We start from the raw sequence: 18,179 nt of genomic DNA, 5'->3' as shown, positions 1-18,179 counted from the left end.
GTTTGTGTTTCAGCCAACCAGCGGATTATTCAGCCAGTTTGAAGGTAATGAAACTGGCGCGACCTTGACGCAAGACCCGCATCGACACCGAGCGGTTCTTCGGCAACGCCTTGGCGATGTCCGCGAACTCCTTGGCAGAACCGATGGCCTGATTGTTCAGGTGAGTGATGACGTCGCCCGGCTGCAGGCCGATCATGGCGGCAGGACCGTCCTGGACTTCCTTGATCAGCACACCCCCCTTGAGGTCGTAGGTCTTCTTCTGTTCGTCAGTCAGTTCGACCACGGACACACCCAGGCGGTTGCTGCTGCGCTCGATGCTGGTACCTGGCAGCGCACCGACATCCTTATCGTCGTCCGGAATCGAGCCTACAGTCAGTTCGACGTTCTTGCGCTTGCCGTCGCGAATCACTTCCAGATCGGCTTTGGCGCCCGCCTTCAACGCACCGACGAGATGTGGCAGGTCGGCCGACATGACGATAGGTTGACCGTTCATGCTCAGGATCACGTCGCCCACTTGCAACCCACCCTTCGCAGCCGGGCCATCGTCCTGGATTTGCGCAACCAGCGCGCCGGCCGGTTTCTCCAGGCCGAACGACTCGGCCAGATCCTTGCTCACTTCCTGGATGACTACACCCAACCAGCCGCGACTGACCTTGCCACCGCTTTTGAGCTGATTGGAAACGTCCATGGCTACGTCGATTGGAATCGCGAACGACACGCCCATGAAACCACCGGAGCGGGTATAGATCTGCGAGTTGATGCCGACCACTTCACCGTTCAGGTTGAACAGCGGGCCACCGGAGTTACCCGGGTTGATCGGCACGTCGGTCTGAATGAACGGCACATAGTTTTCGTTCGGCAGACTGCGGCCCACGGCACTGACAATGCCCTGGGTCACCGTGTGATCGAAGCCGAACGGCGAGCCGATGGCCACGACCCATTGGCCGGCCTTCAGGTCCTGGGATTTGCCAAGCTTGAGGACCGGCAGGTCCTTGCCTTCGATTTTCAGCAGGGCCACGTCCGAGCGCGGGTCGGTGCCGACCAGCTTGGCCTTCATTTCACTGCGGTCGGCCAGACGCACGAGAATCTCGTCGGCATCGGCGATCACGTGGTTGTTGGTCAGGATGTAGCCGTCAGGCGAGATGATGAAACCCGAACCCAGGGAGGTCGCTTCGCGCTGACGATCACGGGGTGAACGAGACTGTGGCGGCATGCCGCGTTCGAAGAACTCGCGCAACATTGGCGGCAAGCCTTCGAGGTCAGGCATCTGCTGATTGACCTTGCGGTCGGGCAGCTTTTGCGTGGTGCTGATGTTCACTACCGCAGGCGACGCCTGTTCGACCAGTTGCGTGAAATCAGGCAACTCCACCGCTTGAGCGGTGACCGCCTGACCGAGCACCAGCACGGTAGCAAAAATGGAAAGGTAAGACTTCAAGCGTGGTATCGACATACGGCTCCCGTTACAACGAGCATGGTTAAGCGATATGGAGCAAGGAACACCGGGAACAATACGCCGGTATTTTTGTTCCGGGAACAACAAACAAGGCCAGAGCCGAGGGGCTCTGACCTATAAAAAATTCAAGGGATATTTGCAAACTGAAATGTTCACGAAACATTTCGGTTTCAGCTCACTGCTTGGTTGCAGCTGCGTCGGTACGCATTGAAAGCGCGATCCGCTCTGCGGTACCTACCGGAATCTCGCCGACTACGGTCACCATCATATCGCCCTGAGCCGTGGTCAGGCGCCGGGAAACGGCAACGGTCGGGCCCAACTGCGTGCGGGTATCGGTGACTTTGGCGCCGTTCAAGGGCTCGAGGAATACCGAAAAACGAGTCAGACCATCGTCATACATCAGACTGTTGACCAGGGTTTTGGTCTCCGAATCCTTGCGCGCACTGCTGCTGGTCAGCTCGAAACCTGGTGGCAACCAGTCAGAGTGCCAGACCTGGGCAGCCTTGATGGCCGAAGCCTTGTCGCCTTCAAGATTGACGGCCTTGCAATCGGCGCCTGCCTGCAGATCCTTGTCGGCAGGGATGTCTGAAGTATCCAGCCGTGTGAACTGGAAGCGCTCCAGCAACTGTCCCTTGTCGCTAAGCAACAATGACTTGAGCGGCAGCCCGGTTTCTTTATCCAGGTGCAACTCAAAACCATAGCGGTGTTGATCGCGAGGAGTGAGCGAGACGATCACCGCCGAACGTCCGGCCACGCGCGAGCTGCCAATGACAGCAAGGTCATACCAATTTTTGAGCTTTTGTGGATCGAGTGCACGAGCCGCGGTATTGGGGCTATCCCCCAGTCCTGCTACGAGTGTGCCGCTCACGCATTGAGTACGCCCATCAATGCGCACAACTTCCTGAGCCGAGCCGTCAAGCTGGAGCAAACGCTCACGGACCTTGCCATCCTGGACGCGGTGCCAGATGTTGTGCGTAGAAAAACTACCGTTACGCTCGTAGACAAAAGTACCTTGAAAGCTCTGCTGCTGCTCGGCCTGGCCCAGACGTTTCAACCAGTCCTGGGCTTCATCGGCATGGGCTGGAACAACAAACCAGCCACTGAGCACAAGCGTAAGTAAAGGTATGGCGCGCATGATCCTCCTTACTGGTTTTCCAGACTTGCGGCACGAGCGTATGGCAGCGCGCTCTCAGTCCCTTTCAATGCAGCCTGCTGTGCGTGCTGGCGCAGGTACCCGGGCAGACGCTGATCGTGCCAGCCTGGCTGACCTTGCAAAACACCATTGGCCATGGGACCGGTGGTCTCTGAACCCTCATTGTAGCCTGCCAGTACAGCCGGGCCTTTTGCTTGAGGGGCAACCAGACCAGGCTGGTTCGATTGCTGGGCCAGTTCGACGCCGGCGATCTCATCCTGGTTATACAGGCGAACACCTGCCAATACGGCCAGGGTGACCGAAGCGGCGACCGCCAGGCGACCCAGGCTGCGCCATGGACCACGTGAGGCTTTTGCCGGCACGGCTTCGTCAGCAAGCGCTGCGGATACAGCCGCGGCAATATCCAGACGCGGGAGCAGCAGATCCTTGTGCATCACTGCCCGAGCGATCTGATAACGAGCCCATGTATCACGGGTTTCAACATCGTCGCAGGCACTTAATACCCGACGCAATTCCAGTTCGTCCGCTTCGTTATCCATCACTGCGGACAGCGATTCCTGCAGGGCTTCACGACTCATGGCGTTCCTCTCTTGGCTGTCGCCGCTGTCTTTAGTTTTCCTGCAACAACGGTTGCAGGGCTTTATCGATGGCCTCCCGGGCGCGGAAAATCCGGGAGCGCACGGTACCCACCGGACATTGCATGACGCTCGCAATATCCTCGTAACTCAGACCGTCGAACTCACGTAAAGTTAACGCCGTACGCAAATCTTCCGGCAGTTGCTGAATGGTTCGATGGACGGTGCCTTCGATCTCATCCCGCAGCAAAGCCCGTTCTGGTGATTCGAGATCCTTCAGGCCGTGATCGCCATCGTAGAACTCTGCATCCTCGGAACTGACATCGCTATCCGGCGGCCGGCGGCCGCGTGAAACCAGATAATTCTTCGCCGTGTTGATGGCGATGCGGTAAAGCCACGTATAAAACGCGCTGTCTCCGCGAAAATTTCCAAGTGCACGGTACGCCTTGATAAAAGCTTCCTGTGCGACGTCCTGGGCTTCATGGGTGTCGTGCACAAAACGCACGATCAACCCGAGAATTTTGTGCTGATATTTCAGCACTAGCAGATCGAAAGCACGCTTGTCGCCGCGCTGAACGCGTTCGACCAGTTGCTGATCCTCTTCCTGGGTTAGCATGAACACTCCTCAATAAGCATGGAGGAGGCTTGCAGAACAAAACGACCAGACTTGCAAACATAGACTCGGACTTTTCGCAAAAGTTCTCCCCCTCCAGGCAAGTTTCCTGCGGGCTCTGATTGGCACGCACGAAAAGCGCAGCGCGAGTTGACCCGGCTGCGCGAATAATCTTGTCGTCGGATCCGCTGGCAGGGATCGAACCGCAATCCCCCATCGAAACCGACACTGTCCCTTGATTCAGGCAACGGTCTATTGATCATGGCACTTTGACAAAAGTTCCAAATATTTATAGCTGTGCCGAACAGACATTGTGCAACCGTGGAGGGAAAAAGACCGGTAAATCGACGATACCGCTCCTTTGTCGCCCAAGGGACAAAAAAACATCCGACGAAGCGTCCGGAATTTTCCGTAACGGTAGTTTCACAATGCCATGCGCGCTCGGGTATTGTGCCGCTCCCCCCCTCTATATACTAGTGGGCTGTGCGGCTGCCTTGACTCGCAAATGAGGTGCGCCAACCCCGAACCGGGTCGCTTTGAGCGGAATCCTGAAATGAGCCAACAGTTTCAACACGATGTTCTGGTAATTGGCAGCGGTGCTGCCGGTTTGAGCCTTGCGCTGACCTTGCCCGGTCATTTGCGCATTGCCGTACTGAGCAAGGGCGATCTGGCCAACGGTTCGACGTTCTGGGCCCAGGGCGGTGTGGCCGCTGTTCTCGATGACACCGACACTGTCGAATCCCATGTCGAGGACACGCTCAACGCCGGCGGCGGACTCTGTCATGAAGACGCCGTGCGCTTTACCGTCGAGCACAGCAAGGAAGCGATCCAGTGGCTGATCGACCAGGGAGTACCTTTTACCCGCGATGAGCAATCCGGCACCGAGGATGGCGGTTTCGAGTTCCACCTGACCCGCGAAGGCGGACATAGCCATCGACGTATCATTCATGCAGCCGATGCCACCGGCGCGGCGATTTTCCGCACCTTGCTCGAGCAAGCCAGGAAACGTCCCAACATCGAACTGCTGGAACAGCGCGTCGCCGTTGACCTGATCACCGAAAAGCGCCTGGGCCTGGCCGGTGATCGCTGCCTCGGCGCCTACGTGCTCAATCGCGGCACAGGAGAAGTCGACACTTATGGCGCGCGTTTTGTGATCCTCGCCTCCGGCGGCGCCGCCAAGGTCTACCTCTATACCAGCAACCCCGATGGCGCCTGCGGTGATGGCATCGCCATGGCCTGGCGCTCCGGGTGCCGGGTGGCGAACCTGGAATTCAATCAGTTCCACCCCACTTGCCTGTATCACCCGCAAGCCAAGAGTTTTCTGATCACCGAAGCCCTGCGCGGTGAAGGTGCACACCTGAAACTGCCCAACGGCGAACGTTTCATGCAGCGCTTCGACCCTCGGGCCGAGCTGGCACCACGGGACATCGTTGCACGAGCCATCGACCACGAAATGAAGCGCCTGGGCATCGACTGCGTCTACCTGGACATCAGCCACATGCCCGAAGCGTTCATCAAGACGCACTTCCCGACGGTGTACGAACGCTGCCTGGAATTTTCCATCGACATCACAAAGCAACCGATTCCGGTGGTGCCGGCGGCCCATTACACCTGCGGTGGCGTGATGGTCGACCAGCATGGCCGTACCGACGTGCCGGGGCTGTATGCCATTGGCGAAACCAGCTTCACCGGCCTGCATGGCGCCAACCGCATGGCCAGCAACTCGCTGCTGGAATGTTTCGTTTATGCGCGGTCGGCAGCAGCAGACATTATCGACCAACTGCCTCGGGTTTCGATGCCTGCCCCCCTGCCCGTCTGGGATGCCAGCCAGGTCACCGACTCCGATGAGGACGTGATCATTGCGCACAACTGGGATGAGTTGCGCCGGTTCATGTGGGACTACGTGGGCATCGTGCGCACCAACAAGCGCCTGCAGCGCGCACAACACCGCGTGCAACTGCTGCTGGATGAAATTGACGAGTTCTACAGTAACTACAAAGTCAGCCGCGACCTGATCGAGTTGCGCAACCTGGCCCAGGTTGCCGAACTGATGATTCTCTCAGCCATGGAACGCAAGGAAAGCCGGGGCCTGCATTACACCCTCGACTACCCGAACCTGTTGCCGGTCGCCCTGGACACTATCCTGGTGCCGCCCACCTACGCCGACTGAACTTGAGTCGCACGCGCAGGCGGCGGTGCACATCCGCCGCCTGTGCGTCCCGGGGCACGCAAATGGCCCTGACCCGGCGCTCGCCACGCAGACGAAAACGCAGCACCACGATCAACGGCAACGCCAGGCTGTCCGGCCTTAATTGCACAGGCTGCCAACCCGACTTCTGATTCCATAACTGCCAGCCATCGGCATCACGACGCAAGCCGCGCAATGCCTGCGGGTGTGTCAGCAATATCTGCCTGGGCAACGACCAAAACCCGTGCGCCAGGCACAGTAAAACGCCGAGCAGCCTGGCCCAGTACGGAATCGAGAGAAAAAACAGCGAACCCAGGGCGAACAGCTGGGCCAACAGATACGCCGCCAGCAACTGCCGTGAGGCATGCCAGCGGCATTCGAACGAATTACTTGGGCTGGACACGATCCAGGATCATGCGAACCATGCGCTGCAGCTCAGGGTCCTCGGATTCGTTGCGTTCCATGAACCAGCCGAACATGTCCTGATCTTCGCATTCGAGCAACCTGACGTAGCAGGCGCGATCAACCTCATTGAGATGCGGGTAAACCTCTTTTACGAATGGCACCAGCAACACGTCAAGCTCAAGCATGCCGCGGCGGCTGTGCCAGTAGAGGCGGTTCAGTTCAACATCTTCGACCATGGAGCGCTCCTCAAATAGGCCGCAAGTATACAGGCCCGCGCACTGGCGAACAGTCGGCTTTGGTCGGGACCGGCGATCCTTTGTAAACTACCCATTTCAAGGGCGCCCCCTTATGATGTGCCCCAGACTCTTTACCCTGCGATGACCCATGGCCGATTCCGCTTTTTTCTGCACCCTGACTCATGAAGGCGTTCTCGCGGTCCGCGGCGCGGACGCCAGCAAATTCCTGCAAGGCCAGTTGACCTGCAACCTCAATTACCTGAGCGACACCCGGGCCAGCCTCGGCGCACGCTGCACGCAAAAGGGCCGGATGCAATCGAGTTTTCGCATCCTGCTCGAAGGTGATGGCGTTCTAATGGCCATGGCCACCGAGTTGCTGGAACCGCAATTGGCGGATCTGAAGAAATACGCAGTGTTCTCCAAATCGAAGCTGACCGATGAAAGTGCCGCGTGGGTGCGCTTCGGCGTTGATCACGGCGATGCGGCACTGGCCGGTCTGGGCCTTGAGCTACCCGCAGAAACCGACAGCGTCGTGCGCAATGACGCACTGATCGCCATTCGCATCTCACCTGAGCGTGCCGAATTGTGGGTCGCCGCCGACCAGGCCGACAGCATCAAGGGCAAACTGTCCGCGGCGTTGAGCGAGGGCGATCTCAATCAATGGCTGCTGGGCCAGGTCCGCGCCGGGATTGGCCAGGTCATGCCGGCTACCCGTGAGTTGTTCATCCCGCAGATGCTCAACCTGCAAGCCATCGGTGGCGTGAGCTTCAAGAAAGGCTGCTACACCGGCCAGGAAATCGTCGCGCGAATGCAGTACCTGGGCAAACTCAAGCGCCGCCTGTATCGCCTGCAACTGGCTGGCGGCGAACTGCCTGAGCCTGGCGTGCCGCTGTTTGCCCCGACCCACGGCAGCTCCATCGGCGAGGTGGTGCTTGCCGCTCGTGCTGGACAGAACATTGAGCTCCTGGCGGTGTTGCAAGCCGAGGCAGCAGAAAGTGGAGATATCCACCTGGGAACGACCGAAGGGCCATCCCTGCAACTGCTCGACTTGCCGTATGCACTGGATCGCGATCGCGAGATACAGCAATAACGGCGGCAACTGGCCTAGAGAGACTAAATGAGCGAGCTGGCGGAAAGGGTCCAACAGGATTTGGTTACGGCCATCAATAACGATGATCTGGTGCTGCCGACATTGCCGGAAGTGGCCCTGCAGATTCGCAAGGCCGCCGAGGATCCGGAAATCAGCGTCAGCACACTGAGCAAGGTGATTGGCCGCGATGCCGCGCTGTCAGCGCGCCTGATCAAAGTCGTCAACAGCCCGCTGCTGCGCGCCACCCACGAAGTGACTGATCTGCACACGGCGATCACCCGCCTGGGCATCAACTACAGCAGCAACCTCGCAATCGGCCTGGTCATGGAGCAGATCTTCAATGCCCGCTCCGATGTGGTCGAACAAAAGATGCGCGAAGTCTGGCGTAAAAGCCTGGAAATCGCCGGCATCAGCTACGCACTGTGCCGCACCTATACCCGCCTCAAGCCCGATCAGGCAGCTCTGGGTGGGTTGGTGCATCAGATTGGCGTGCTGCCGATCCTGACTTATGCCGAAGATCACTATGAACTGCTGTCCGACCCGGTCAGCCTCAATCATGTGATTGATCAGATCCATCCATTGATCGGTGAGAAACTGCTCAAGGTCTGGGATTTTCCGGACCTGCTGGTGCAGGTGCCGCAGTTGTACCTGGATTTGAAACGCCAGTCCGCCCGGGTCGATTATGTGGATCTGGTACAGGTTGCCAGCCTGTACTGCCACAAAGACACCGATCACCCGCTGGCTCGCGTCGATGTTTTGAGCGTGCCGGCCTTCGGCAAACTCGGGGTCGACATCGACAACAAGGCGATGTGTACCGAGCTGGAAGAGTCGCGATCGATGTTTTACTGATCAGGGACCGTGTCGTCCCTCGCGATGAGATCGGCACATCCAACATCTCTGGTGACTGACACTCCGCCATCGCCGGCAGGCCAGCTCCCACAGTGGATCTGTGGTAGTACGCAGATTTTGTGTCCGCTACAGATTCACTGTAGGAGCGAGCATGCTCGCGATGACCCACAGTGGATCTGTGGTAGTACGCAGATTTTGTGTCCGCTACAGATTCACTGTAGGAGCGAGCATGCTCGCGATGAGGCCGGCACATCCAACATCTCAGGCGACTGACACACCGCCATCGCCGGCAGGCCAGCTCCCACAGTGGATCTGTGGTAGTACGCAGATTTTGTGTCCGCTACAGATTCACTGTAGGAGCGAGCATGCTCGCGATGAGGCCGGCACATCCAACATCTCAGGCGACTGACACACCGCCATCGCCGGCAGGCCAGCTCCCACAGTGGATCTGTGGTAGTACGCAGATTTTGTGTCCGCTACAGATTCACTGTAGGAGCGAGCATGCTCGCGATGAGGCCGGCACATCCAACATCTCTGGTGACTGACACTGCGCCTTCGTCGGAACGCCGCCCGGAGCAAGCCCGCTCCCACAGTGGGTCTGTGGTCGTACGCAGATTTTGTGTCCGCTACAGATTCACTGTAGGAGCGAGCATGCTCGCGATGAGGCCGGCACATCCAACATCTCTGGTGACTGACACACCGCCATCGCCGGCAAGCCAGCTCCCAGTGGATTTGAGGTCGTACGCAGATTTTGTGTCCGCTGCTGATTCCATGTGGGAGCGAGCCTGCTCGCGATGAGGCCGGTACAAACAGCATCACTCCCCGGCGATAAAACTCACCCGCACCTTCAACCCCGCCTGCTCGCCATCATGCAGACTGATCTGTGCCAGGTGCGCGCGGCAGATTTCTCCGACAATCGCCAAGCCCAATCCCGAACCGGCCACCTGCTGGTTACGCCGGTAAAAACGTTCAAACACCCGGTCACGCTCATCCAGAGGAATCCCCGGTCCGTCATCCTCCACCTCAAGCACCGCCGGGGCCGTGACGCGCAGGATCACATTGCCACCCGGTGGCGTGTGGGCCAGGGCGTTATCCACCAGATTGCTCAGCAGTTCGTTCAACAGCGTCGGTTCACCGCGCAACCACACCGGTTCGTCCGCTTCCAGCGCCAGTGCGACGCCGCGTTTATGCGCCAAGGGTGCCATGGCCATGCCCAGCTCCCGTGCCAGCTGACTCAAGTCCAGCAACTGCGCGCCGCCTTCGGCAATGGCCCTGGCGCCATTTTCGACCCGAGCCAGGGACAGCAACTGATTGGCCAGATGGGTCAAGCGGTCAGTACTCTGCGCTGCGGTTTCCAGGGTACTGCGCCAGGCCTGCGGTTCACTTGAGCGCATGCCCAATTCCAGTCGCGCCTTGAGCGCTGCCAACGGGGTTCGCAGTTCATGGGCCGCGTCGGCAATGAACTGCGCCTGGCGTTCGAACTGCCCGCGCAGGCGCTCGGTAAAGTGATTGAGCGCACGCACCAACGGCCACAACTCATGTTGCACTTCCACCAGCGGCAATGGCCGAAGGTCATCCGGCTGACGCTCTTCCACCGCCGAGCGCAAGCGCTCCAGCGGACGCAGCGCGGCACTGACCGCAAACCACACCACCATCAACGCACCGATCGCCAGCATGCCCAAACGCAGCAAAGTGTCCGCCGCCAGACTGCGGGCCATGCTGACGCGCGCCTCATCAGTCTCCGCCACGCGGATTTCCGCCATGCCATTCATGTTCGGCTCGCTGACCGGCTTGAGCAGGCTCACCACTCGCACGTTCTGCCCTCGATAGGTCGCGTTGTAAAAACGCGCCAGGGCCGGATAGTCGTCGGTGCGAGGCGTCCCGGGAGGTGGTGGTGGAAGGTTTTCGTAACCGGAAATCAGCTTCTGATTGATGTCGTTGACCAGGTAGAAAATCCGCCCGGCGCTGTCGTAAGCGAAGGTATCGAGGGCCACATAGGGCACGTCCGCACTCAGCGTGCCGTCGCGCTGGGTGACGCCTGCGGCAATGGTCCGCGCCGATGCCAGCAAGGTGCGGTCATAGGCGGTGTCGGCGGCCTCGCGACCGTTCCAGTAGGCGCTCAGACCGCTGGCCAGCATCAGTACCACCAACAACAGCGCGAGGTTCCATAGCAACCGCCAGCGCAGGCTGTTGGGCTTATGCATCGCGGCTTTCCAGCAAGTAGCCGAGGCCGCGGAAGGTCACGATGGCGACCGGCTGGCCATCGAGTTTCTTGCGCAAGCGATGCACGTAGATTTCGATCGCATCGGGGCTGGCTTCTTCGTCGAGGCCGAACACCTGCGAGGCCAGTTGCTCCTTGCTCATCACTCGGCCAGGCCTGGCAATCAAGGCTTCGAGCACGGCCTGCTCGCGGGAAGTCAGGGTCAGCAGTTCTTCGCCGAGGGTGAAGCGCCGGGTTTCCAGGTCGTAGGCCAGCACACCGCAGCGCTGGATGCGCTCACCGCCCAGCACGCTGCGGCGCAGCAAGGCCTTGACCCGGGCTTCGAGCTCGCTCAGTTCAAACGGCTTGGCCAGGTAATCGTCGGCACCCAGGTTCAGGCCATGGACCCGATCCTTGACGTCACTGCGGGCGGTGAGCATCAGCACCGGCAGATTCTTGCCCCGGGCACGCAGGCGCGCCAGCACTTCGAAACCATCCATGCGCGGCAGGCCGACATCGAGAATCGCCATGGCGTATTCCTCGCTGCCCAGCGCCAGATCGGCAGCCACGCCATCGTGCAGCACGTCCACGGTCAACCCGGTGCTTTTCAGTGCCTGGGCGACACTATCGGCGAGCTGCAGATGATCTTCGACGAGCAGGACACGCATGGATCTTTACCTCGTTCAGGGATGGTCGACGCCATTCTTTGGCGCGGAGTTTACCGCCGCAACCGACGCTGTGAAGCCCGAAAAAACATGAAAGCCCGATGAAAGGTTAGCGAAAGGTTGGCACGTTAGAGTCGGCCCACGGATGGTTTCGACTGCAGACCATCGAATCGTAGTTTGAAACGTGCCTTGCCATGTAACTACCGAAAAACGCCTTGAAGCGTTTTCGCCAATAAGAACAATAAACGAGGTATTGCATCATGCTGTCCACACAGCTTCAGGCTTGCCCGCCCCGCCCTCTTCATCGATCCCCTGTTCTTACCCTTGCCAGCGCCGAAGCCGGCTGCTCGTCGTTCAGACCGCGCCGAACTGAACACACTCAAAGCGTAAGAAATCGTCGCGCTTGAATCATCCCCAAAAACAATAACTCCCGTGGAGACAACTATGAATCGATCACTGCGCCGTGTCGCCCTCGCCGCCAGCTGTGTGCTGTTCGCCGGCCAACTCATGGCCGAGCCCAAACGCCCGGAATGCATCGCCCCGGCCTCGCCCGGTGGTGGTTTCGACCTGACCTGCAAACTGGCGCAAAGCGCGCTGGTCAACGAGAAGCTGCTGAGCAAGCCGATGCGCGTGACCTACATGCCTGGCGGCGTCGGTGCGGTGGCCTACAACGCAGTGGTCGCCCAGCGCCCTGCCGATGCCGGCACGCTGGTGGCCTGGTCCAGTGGCTCGCTGTTGAACCTGGCCCAGGGCAAGTTCGGTCGCTTCGACGAAACCAACGTGCGCTGGCTGGCAGCGGTGGGCACCAGCTACGGCGCCATCGCAGTGAAAAACGATTCGCCCTACAAGACCCTGGACGATCTGGTGCAGGCCCTGAAGAAAGATCCGAGCTCCGTGGTGATCGGTTCCGGCGGCACCGTCGGCAGCCAGGACTGGATGCAAACCGCGCTGATCGCCAAAGCCGCCGGGATCAACCCGCGGGACCTGCGCTACGTTGCCCTCGAAGGCGGCGGTGAAATCGCCACCGCCCTGCTCGGCGGTCACATCCAGGTCGGCAGCACGGACATTTCCGACTCCATGCCGCACATCCAGAGCGGGGACATGCGTCTGCTGGCGGTGTTCTCCGACAAGCGTTTGGACGAGCCGGAGATGAAAGACATCCCTACCGCCAAAGAGCAAGGCTACGACATCGTCTGGCCGGTGGTTCGCGGCTTCTACCTCGGGCCGAAAGTCAGCGATGAAGACTACGCCTGGTGGAAAGATTCCTTCGACAAACTGCTGGTGTCCGAGGAATTCGCCAAGCTGCGCGATCAGCGCGAACTCTTCCCGTTCGCCATGACCGGCCCGGAGCTGGACACCTACGTGAAGAAGCAAGTCGCGGACTACAAAGTGCTGGCCAAAGAGTTCGGCCTGATCCAGTGATCGCCTCTGTCTAGCGGCTGCGGCTCCGTTTTGCGGAGCCGCGGCACAGGAGTTCCTTATGCTCTTACAACGTATTTTCGCTTCGGTGCTGTTGCTGGCTTGTGTCGGCCTGGCCTTGATGGCGTGGCCGTATCAAGCGGCTTTTTCCTACGAACCGGTGGGGCCTCGGGCCTTTCCCTTGCTGATGCTCGCCTTGATGGGTTGCGCGCTGTTGTACATGGCGTTTCGCCCGACACCCATCGTGCACAGCGAAGACGACCCGAAACTGGACCGTGAAACCCTGAACAAGATTGGCCTCTGCATCGTGCTGCTGCTGATCTTCGCCGGGTTGTTCGAACCTCTGGGCTTCATCCTCAGCAGCATCCTGATCGGTATTCCGATGGCGCGCCTGTATGGCGGTCGCTGGCTGCCCAGCGTGGTCGTCACCACGCTGATGGCCGTTGGACTCTACCTGTTGTTCGACAAGTTGATGGACGTGCCGCTGCCCCTGGGCCTGCTCGACGTTCTGGAGAACTGATATGGATACCCTTGGCTATTTGGGTCAGGGTTTCGGCGTCGCGCTGAGCCCGTACAACCTGGTGACCGCCCTCTGCGGCACCCTGATCGGCACCGTCGTCGGTTTGTTGCCGGGCCTGGGCCCGATCAACGGCGTGGCGTTGTTGATCCCGATCGCGTTCGCTCTCGGCTTGCCACCGGAATCGGCGCTGATCCTGCTGGCGGCGGTGTACCTGGGTTGCGAATATGGCGGGAGGATCAGCTCGATCCTGCTGAACATTCCGGGCGAAGCCTCCACCGTGATGACCACCCTCGACGGTTACCCGATGGCCCGCAAAGGCCTGGCTGGTGTGGCCTTGTCTCTGTCGGCTTGGAGTTCTTTCATCGGTGCGTTCATCGCCACCTGCGGCATGGTGCTGTTTGCCCCGCTACTGGCGAAATGGGCAATTGCCTTCGGCCCGGCGGAATACTTCGTGCTGATGGTATTCGCCATTGTCTGTCTGGGCGGCATGGCCGGTGACCGACCACTGAAAACCTTTATCGCCGCATTGATCGGCCTGTTTCTGTCGACCGTTGGCATCGATGCCAACAGCGGTGTGTACCGCTTCACCGGCGACAACATCCACCTCACTGACGGCATTCAGTTTGTCGTGCTGGTGCTGGGCCTGTTCTCCATCAGTGAAATCCTCCTGCTGCTGGAAAAAACCCATAGAGGCCAGGAAGCGGTGAAGGCGACCGGGCGCATGATGTTCAACTTCAAGGAAGCTTCAGCGGTGTTCGTTGTGAACATCCGTTGCGGTGTATTCGGTTTCATCATGGGTGTATTGCCGGGGGCCGGTGCAACCCTGGCCAGCGCCGTGGCCTACATGACCGAAAAACGTATCGCCGGCGCCAAGGGTACCTTCGGCCAGGGCGACATGCGCGGTCTCGCCGCTCCCGAAACCGCCATCGGTGCATCCGCCTGCGGCGCCCTGGTGCCGATGCTGACCCTCGGCGTGCCGGGTTCGGGTACGACGGCGGTGATGATCGGCGCCCTGTCGCTGTACAACATCACTCCCGGCCCCCTGCTGTTCCAGCAGCAACCGGACATCGTCTGGGGCCTGATTGCCTCGTTGTTCATCGCCAACATCATGCTGGTGATCCTCAACATTCCGATGATCCGCATCTTCACCCGCATCCTCGCCGTGCCGAACTGGGCACTGGTGCCGGTGATCGCGATCATCACAGGGATCGGCGTCTATGCGGTGCACGCCACCACCTTCGACTTGTTCCTGATGGTCGGCATCGGCATCTTCGGCTACATCCTGCGTAAACTGGACTTCCCGCTGTCGCCGGTACTGCTGGGGTTCATTCTCGGAGGGCTGATGGAACAAAACCTGCGTCGCGCGCTGTCGATTTCCAACGGTGCGCTGGAGATCCTCTGGTCGAGCCCGATCACCTTCGGTGTCTGGGTGCTGACCGTGGTCATGCTGTTGGTGCCGCTGCTGCGGATCTGGCGCAAACGTTCGGTTGCACGGCGCGTTATCGCCGATGTCTGATCGAACACCCTTCAAAGCCTGGTGGGGAACCCCGCTGGTCGGCCTGCTCGGCGGATACCTCGCCAGCCAGGTCGGCTGGCCTCTGCCGTGGATGGTCGGCTCGTTGCTGGCGATCATCCTCGTGCGCTGCCTGACTCCCTGGCAACTGGCGGAAATCCCGGGCGGGCGCAAGTGCGGCCAGTGGGTCATCGGTATCGGTATCGGCCTGCACTTCACCCCGGTGGTGATGGAACAGGTGCTCAGTCATTTCGGTTTGATCTTCTTCGGAGCCTTGGTCACCAGCCTGTCCGCCGTGGTCGGGGTCTGGTTGATGCGGCGCACCGGTGAAGATCGCGCCACCGCGTTTTTTTCCAGCATGCCCGGCGGTTCAGGGGAGATGGTCAACCTCGGCGCGCGCAATGGCGCGGTGCTCAGTCGCGTGGCGGCGGGGCAGAGTTTGCGGGTGCTGGTGGTGGTGCTCTGTGTACCGGCGGCATTCAAGTATTTGATGGGCGACGGTACGCCGGTCTCCCATGCCACCAGTGTGGACTGGCGCTGGCTGGCACTTCTATTCCCGGCGGGCGCTTTGGCGGCCTGGATCTGGGAGCGTCTGCGTCAACCCAACCCCTGGCTGTTCGGGCCGTTGCTGGTGACGGCTGCGGTGAGCATCGGTTGGGACCTGCACATCGCCTTGCCCAACGGCGGCAGCGAGATCGGCCAATGGCTGATCGGCAGTGGTCTGGGTTGTCACTTCAACCGGCAGTTTTTCCGTCGCGCCCCGTCGTTCATGGGCCGGACGTTGATCGGCACGGTGCTGACCATGCTGATCGCCACGGCGGCGGCATTGGCCTTGAGCGCGCTGACCCATCTGGATCTGCGGTCTCTGACATTGGGCATGATGCCCGGGGGGATTGCCGAGATGAGCCTGACGGCGCAAACCCTGCAACTGTCGGTGCCGCTGGTAACGGCGATGCAGGTGATGCGGTTGTTGTTTGTGTTGTTTCTGGCGGAGCCTTTGTTCAGATATTGGAACCGCAATCCAGATTCAGTCTGATAGACCGAGGTGCCTTCTTCGCGAGCAAGCCCGCTCCCACATGGGTTTTTGCGGTGTCCACAAAGCCAATGTGGGAGCGGGCTTGCTCGCGAAGAGGCCCTCATCATCGCCGCTTAAACCGGCGGCAACCGCCACTCGATCGGCGTCTCGCCATTCTGTTCGAGAAACTTGTTGGTCCGGCCAAAGTGCCCGCAACCGAGGAAGCCACGATAGGCCGACAGCGGTGACGGATGCACCGAGGTCAACACCAGATGTTTGGTCGCATCGATCAGCTTCTGCTTGCTCTGGGCATGCGCGCCCCACAGCATGAACACCAGATGTGGCTGATGCTGGCTGACCACTTCAATGATCCGGTCGGTGAAAAACTGCCAGCCCTTGTCCTTGTGCGCGTTGGCGTTGGCGCGTTCCACCGTCATGGTGGTGTTGATCATCAGCACGCCCTGATCGGCCCAGCTCTGCAGGTGGCCGTGATTGGGGATGTCGATGTTCAGGTCGCGCTTGAGCTCTTTATAGATGTTCACCAGCGACGGTGGCGCCGGCACCCCGGGCTGCACTGAAAAGCACAGGCCATGGGCCTGGCCCGGGCCGTGATACGGGTCCTGGCCAAGGATGACCACCTTGACCTTGTCCAGCGGGGTAGAGTTGAGCGCGTTGAATATCATCGGACCCGGTGGATAGATCTCTTTGCCGGCCGCGCGCTCCTGTTGCAGAAAGTTTCGCAACTCTGTCATGTAGGGCTGGTCGAATTCGGCACGCAGTGCCTCCTTCCAGCTCGGTTCGAGTTTGATACGGTCATCTGCAGTCATGGTTACATCCGGTAAAGACAATGGGGCGAACCCTAGGAAACCCTCCCTGGCTTGTCAATTGCTCTGACGCAGATCCAGCACTTTCCTACGCAGCGATCATACTGAACGTTCAAATTCCCGATCGAGGTCACGATGAATCTGCACTTCGAAGAACTCACCGGCACCGACGGCGCCCGCATCGGCATCGCCAGCCTGGACGCCGAACAGTCACTCAATGCCCTGTCCCTGCCGATGATCAACGCCCTGCGCGAGCGCATGGACGTTTGGGCCAGGGACGCGCAAATCGTCTGCGTGCTGTTGCGCGGCAATGGCGCAAAGGCTTTTTGCGCCGGCGGCGAAGTGCGCAGCCTGGTGGACGCCTGTCGTGCCCACCCGGGTGAGGTGCCGCCATTGGCCGCGCAATTTTTTGCCGCGGAGTATCGCCTGGACTTCAACCTGCACACCTACCCCAAACCGCTGATCTGCTGGGGGCATGGTTATGTGCTCGGCGGTGGCATGGGGTTGTTGCAAGGCGCAAATATCCGCATCGTCACACCGAGCAGCCGCCTGGCGATGCCCGAAATCAGCATCGGCCTGTACCCGGATGTCGGTGCCAGCTGGTTCCTGTCGCGACTGCCGGGCAAGCTCGGGTTGTTCCTGGGGCTGAGCGGTGCCCACATGAACGGCCGCGACGCCATTGACCTGGACCTGGCGGACCGTTTCCTGCTCGATGAGCAGCAGCAGGACCTGATCGAAGGTCTGTTGCAATTGAACTGGCAGGAACAGACACCCATGCAGCTCAACAGTCTGCTCAAGGCGTTGCAGCAGGAAGCCGTGGCCGGGATGCCCGAAGCCCAGTGGCTGCCACGTCGTCGACAGATCGACGAATGGCTGGATGTCAGTGATGTGCGTTGCGCGTGGAAAGCCATCAGTGCGTTGGCCGATCACACCGACCCGCTGCTCAGTCGGGCGGCGAAGACCATGAGCGCAGGCTCGCCACTGACTGCGCATCTGGTCTGGGAGCAGATCCAGCGCGCCCGGCACCTGTCACTGGCCCAGGTTTTTCAGATGGAATACACCCTGAGCCTCAACTGCTGCCGTCATCCGGAGTTCAGCGAAGGGGTGCGCGCGCGGTTGATCGACAAGGATCAGAAGCCCCACTGGCACTGGCCGGATGTCAACAACGTGCCGGATGCGGTCGTGGAGGCGCATTTTCACAAGGCGTGGGAAGGTCGGCACCCGTTGGCGGATCTGTCGTCGGAATACTGAAAACCGATGTGGGAGCGGGCTTGCTCGCGAAGGCGGAGTGTCAGCCACATTCTTGTTGTCTGACACTCCGCCTTCGCGAGCAAGCCCGCTTGTATGTTTAGACTTGAAGGGGTGGGTGGGACTAAAGCCTCGCTTCTGACTCTGACCAGTACAGACCGTGGGAGACATCGTCCCACCCCTTCACCTAATGCGCCGATAAGGAATGCATCG

At 60.1% G+C, this 18,179-nt stretch carries 17 protein-coding genes; 8 read left to right on the top strand and 9 right to left on the bottom strand.

All coding sequences use genetic code 11. The features are described from left to right. Window positions 1–25 precede the first annotated feature (25 nt). The 4 genes from ASE98_RS10170 to rpoE all read right to left on the bottom strand — a co-directional run bounded on the left by ASE98_RS10170 (window position 26) and on the right by rpoE (window position 3,797). Window positions 26–1,450 carry a DegQ family serine endoprotease gene (locus tag ASE98_RS10170; protein ID WP_060541238.1) on the bottom strand — a complete coding sequence of 475 codons (1,425 nt, stop codon included), beginning with the start codon at window positions 1,448–1,450 and terminating at the stop codon, window positions 26–28. 178 nt (window positions 1,451–1,628) lie between these two features. After that, window positions 1,629–2,588 carry a MucB/RseB C-terminal domain-containing protein gene (locus tag ASE98_RS10165; RefSeq protein ID WP_060541237.1) on the bottom strand — a complete coding sequence of 320 codons (960 nt, stop codon included), beginning with the start codon at window positions 2,586–2,588 and terminating at the stop codon, window positions 1,629–1,631. Window positions 2,589–2,596: 8 nt separating this feature from the next. Beyond that, window positions 2,597–3,184, bottom strand: a complete 588-nt coding sequence (locus tag ASE98_RS10160; protein WP_060541236.1) for a sigma-E factor negative regulatory protein — start codon at window positions 3,182–3,184, stop codon at window positions 2,597–2,599. 31 nt (window positions 3,185–3,215) lie between these two features. After that, window positions 3,216–3,797 (bottom strand): RNA polymerase sigma factor RpoE, encoded by a 582-nt coding sequence (gene rpoE, locus ASE98_RS10155; RefSeq protein ID WP_003172477.1) that lies wholly within the window; start codon window positions 3,795–3,797, stop codon window positions 3,216–3,218. A 550-nt stretch (window positions 3,798–4,347) separates the two neighbouring features. Between rpoE and nadB the strand changes: the two genes are divergently transcribed. Then, complete coding sequence (nadB, locus tag ASE98_RS10150; RefSeq protein ID WP_060541235.1) at window positions 4,348–5,964, top strand: L-aspartate oxidase; 1,617 nt, start codon at window positions 4,348–4,350, stop codon at window positions 5,962–5,964. On the opposite strand, the gene ASE98_RS10145 is transcribed toward nadB, so the two are convergent. Together ASE98_RS10145 and ASE98_RS10140 are read right to left on the bottom strand one after the other, a co-directional pair. Continuing rightward, window positions 5,933–6,385, bottom strand: a complete 453-nt coding sequence (locus ASE98_RS10145) for a protein YgfX (RefSeq protein ID WP_060541234.1) — start codon at window positions 6,383–6,385, stop codon at window positions 5,933–5,935. The two genes, nadB and ASE98_RS10145, sit on opposite strands and share 32 nt — an antisense overlap. After that, window positions 6,369–6,623 (bottom strand): FAD assembly factor SdhE, encoded by a 255-nt coding sequence (locus ASE98_RS10140; protein WP_060541233.1) that lies wholly within the window; start codon window positions 6,621–6,623, stop codon window positions 6,369–6,371. Before ASE98_RS10140 ends, ASE98_RS10145 begins: the two co-directional genes overlap by 17 nt. 148 nt (window positions 6,624–6,771) lie before the next feature. On the opposite strand from ASE98_RS10140, the gene ygfZ reads away from it, so the two are divergent. Together ygfZ and ASE98_RS10130 are read left to right on the top strand one after the other, a co-directional pair. Continuing rightward, window positions 6,772–7,713, top strand: a complete 942-nt coding sequence (ygfZ, locus tag ASE98_RS10135) for a CAF17-like 4Fe-4S cluster assembly/insertion protein YgfZ (protein WP_060541232.1) — start codon at window positions 6,772–6,774, stop codon at window positions 7,711–7,713. A gap of 27 nt (window positions 7,714–7,740) precedes the next feature. After that, window positions 7,741–8,562: an HDOD domain-containing protein gene (locus tag ASE98_RS10130; RefSeq protein WP_060541231.1), complete on the top strand. Its 822-nt coding sequence runs from the start codon at window positions 7,741–7,743 to the stop codon at window positions 8,560–8,562. Window positions 8,563–9,377: 815 nt separating this feature from the next. Here the strand turns inward: ASE98_RS10130 and ASE98_RS10125 are convergent. After that, window positions 9,378–10,766 carry a sensor histidine kinase gene (locus ASE98_RS10125; RefSeq protein WP_060541230.1) on the bottom strand — a complete coding sequence of 463 codons (1,389 nt, stop codon included), beginning with the start codon at window positions 10,764–10,766 and terminating at the stop codon, window positions 9,378–9,380. Beyond that, window positions 10,759–11,430 carry a response regulator gene (locus ASE98_RS10120; RefSeq protein ID WP_060541229.1) on the bottom strand — a complete coding sequence of 224 codons (672 nt, stop codon included), beginning with the start codon at window positions 11,428–11,430 and terminating at the stop codon, window positions 10,759–10,761. The genes ASE98_RS10125 and ASE98_RS10120 overlap by 8 nt, the downstream gene beginning before the upstream one ends. Before the next feature lie 441 nt (window positions 11,431–11,871). Here ASE98_RS10120 and ASE98_RS10115 point away from each other — a divergent pair, with 441 nt between their 5' ends. From ASE98_RS10115 to ASE98_RS10100, 4 genes are read left to right on the top strand one after another with little or no spacing between them, the layout of a single operon-like run. Continuing rightward, window positions 11,872–12,849, top strand: a complete 978-nt coding sequence (locus ASE98_RS10115) for a Bug family tripartite tricarboxylate transporter substrate binding protein (RefSeq protein WP_060541228.1) — start codon at window positions 11,872–11,874, stop codon at window positions 12,847–12,849. Window positions 12,850–12,907: 58 nt separating this feature from the next. Then, window positions 12,908–13,366: a tripartite tricarboxylate transporter TctB family protein gene (locus tag ASE98_RS10110; RefSeq protein WP_060541227.1), complete on the top strand. Its 459-nt coding sequence runs from the start codon at window positions 12,908–12,910 to the stop codon at window positions 13,364–13,366. A 1-nt stretch (window position 13,367) separates the two neighbouring features. Continuing rightward, a complete protein-coding gene (locus ASE98_RS10105) occupies window positions 13,368–14,882 on the top strand; it encodes a tripartite tricarboxylate transporter permease (protein WP_060541226.1) in 1,515 nt (504 codons plus the stop codon). After that, window positions 14,875–15,915 carry an AbrB family transcriptional regulator gene (locus tag ASE98_RS10100; RefSeq protein ID WP_060541225.1) on the top strand — a complete coding sequence of 347 codons (1,041 nt, stop codon included), beginning with the start codon at window positions 14,875–14,877 and terminating at the stop codon, window positions 15,913–15,915. Before ASE98_RS10105 ends, ASE98_RS10100 begins: the two co-directional genes overlap by 8 nt. A 113-nt stretch (window positions 15,916–16,028) precedes the next feature. On the opposite strand, the gene ung is transcribed toward ASE98_RS10100, so the two are convergent. Next, window positions 16,029–16,721, bottom strand: coding sequence for a uracil-DNA glycosylase (ung, locus tag ASE98_RS10095; protein ID WP_060541224.1), 693 nt, complete (start codon window positions 16,719–16,721; stop codon window positions 16,029–16,031). A 132-nt stretch (window positions 16,722–16,853) separates the two neighbouring features. Between ung and ASE98_RS10090 the strand changes: the two genes are divergently transcribed. Then, window positions 16,854–17,969 carry an enoyl-CoA hydratase/isomerase family protein gene (locus ASE98_RS10090; RefSeq protein WP_060541223.1) on the top strand — a complete coding sequence of 372 codons (1,116 nt, stop codon included), beginning with the start codon at window positions 16,854–16,856 and terminating at the stop codon, window positions 17,967–17,969. Window positions 17,970–18,179: the final 210 nt, after the last annotated feature.

The sequence above is a fragment of the Pseudomonas sp. Leaf48 genome (genome assembly GCF_001421885.1).
Taxonomy (GTDB): Bacteria; Pseudomonadota; Gammaproteobacteria; order Pseudomonadales; family Pseudomonadaceae; genus Aquipseudomonas.
The sequence above is the reverse complement of the archived record's forward strand: the minus strand, read 5'-3'. Positions and strand labels throughout refer to the sequence as shown.

Bases quoted from the DNA above. Each gene is read 5' to 3' on its own strand.
- ASE98_RS10170 (WP_060541238.1), bottom strand. From the start codon at position 1,450: ATGTCGATACCACGCTTGAAGTCTTACCTTTCCATTTTTGCTACCGTG.
- ASE98_RS10165 (WP_060541237.1), bottom strand. From the start codon at position 2,588: ATGCGCGCCATACCTTTACTTACGCTTGTGCTCAGTGGCTGGTTTGTT.
- ASE98_RS10160 (WP_060541236.1), bottom strand. From the start codon at position 3,184: ATGAGTCGTGAAGCCCTGCAGGAATCGCTGTCCGCAGTGATGGATAAC.
- rpoE (WP_003172477.1), bottom strand. From the start codon at position 3,797: ATGCTAACCCAGGAAGAGGATCAGCAACTGGTCGAACGCGTTCAGCGC.
- nadB (WP_060541235.1), top strand. From the start codon at position 4,348: ATGAGCCAACAGTTTCAACACGATGTTCTGGTAATTGGCAGCGGTGCT.
- ASE98_RS10140 (WP_060541233.1), bottom strand. From the start codon at position 6,623: ATGGTCGAAGATGTTGAACTGAACCGCCTCTACTGGCACAGCCGCCGC.
- ygfZ (WP_060541232.1), top strand. From the start codon at position 6,772: ATGGCCGATTCCGCTTTTTTCTGCACCCTGACTCATGAAGGCGTTCTC.
- ASE98_RS10130 (WP_060541231.1), top strand. From the start codon at position 7,741: ATGAGCGAGCTGGCGGAAAGGGTCCAACAGGATTTGGTTACGGCCATC.
- ASE98_RS10125 (WP_060541230.1), bottom strand. From the start codon at position 10,766: ATGCATAAGCCCAACAGCCTGCGCTGGCGGTTGCTATGGAACCTCGCG.
- ASE98_RS10120 (WP_060541229.1), bottom strand. From the start codon at position 11,430: ATGCGTGTCCTGCTCGTCGAAGATCATCTGCAGCTCGCCGATAGTGTC.
- ASE98_RS10115 (WP_060541228.1), top strand. From the start codon at position 11,872: ATGAATCGATCACTGCGCCGTGTCGCCCTCGCCGCCAGCTGTGTGCTG.
- ASE98_RS10110 (WP_060541227.1), top strand. From the start codon at position 12,908: ATGCTCTTACAACGTATTTTCGCTTCGGTGCTGTTGCTGGCTTGTGTC.
- ASE98_RS10105 (WP_060541226.1), top strand. From the start codon at position 13,368: ATGGATACCCTTGGCTATTTGGGTCAGGGTTTCGGCGTCGCGCTGAGC.
- ASE98_RS10100 (WP_060541225.1), top strand. From the start codon at position 14,875: ATGTCTGATCGAACACCCTTCAAAGCCTGGTGGGGAACCCCGCTGGTC.
- ung (WP_060541224.1), bottom strand. From the start codon at position 16,721: ATGACTGCAGATGACCGTATCAAACTCGAACCGAGCTGGAAGGAGGCA.
- ASE98_RS10090 (WP_060541223.1), top strand. From the start codon at position 16,854: ATGAATCTGCACTTCGAAGAACTCACCGGCACCGACGGCGCCCGCATC.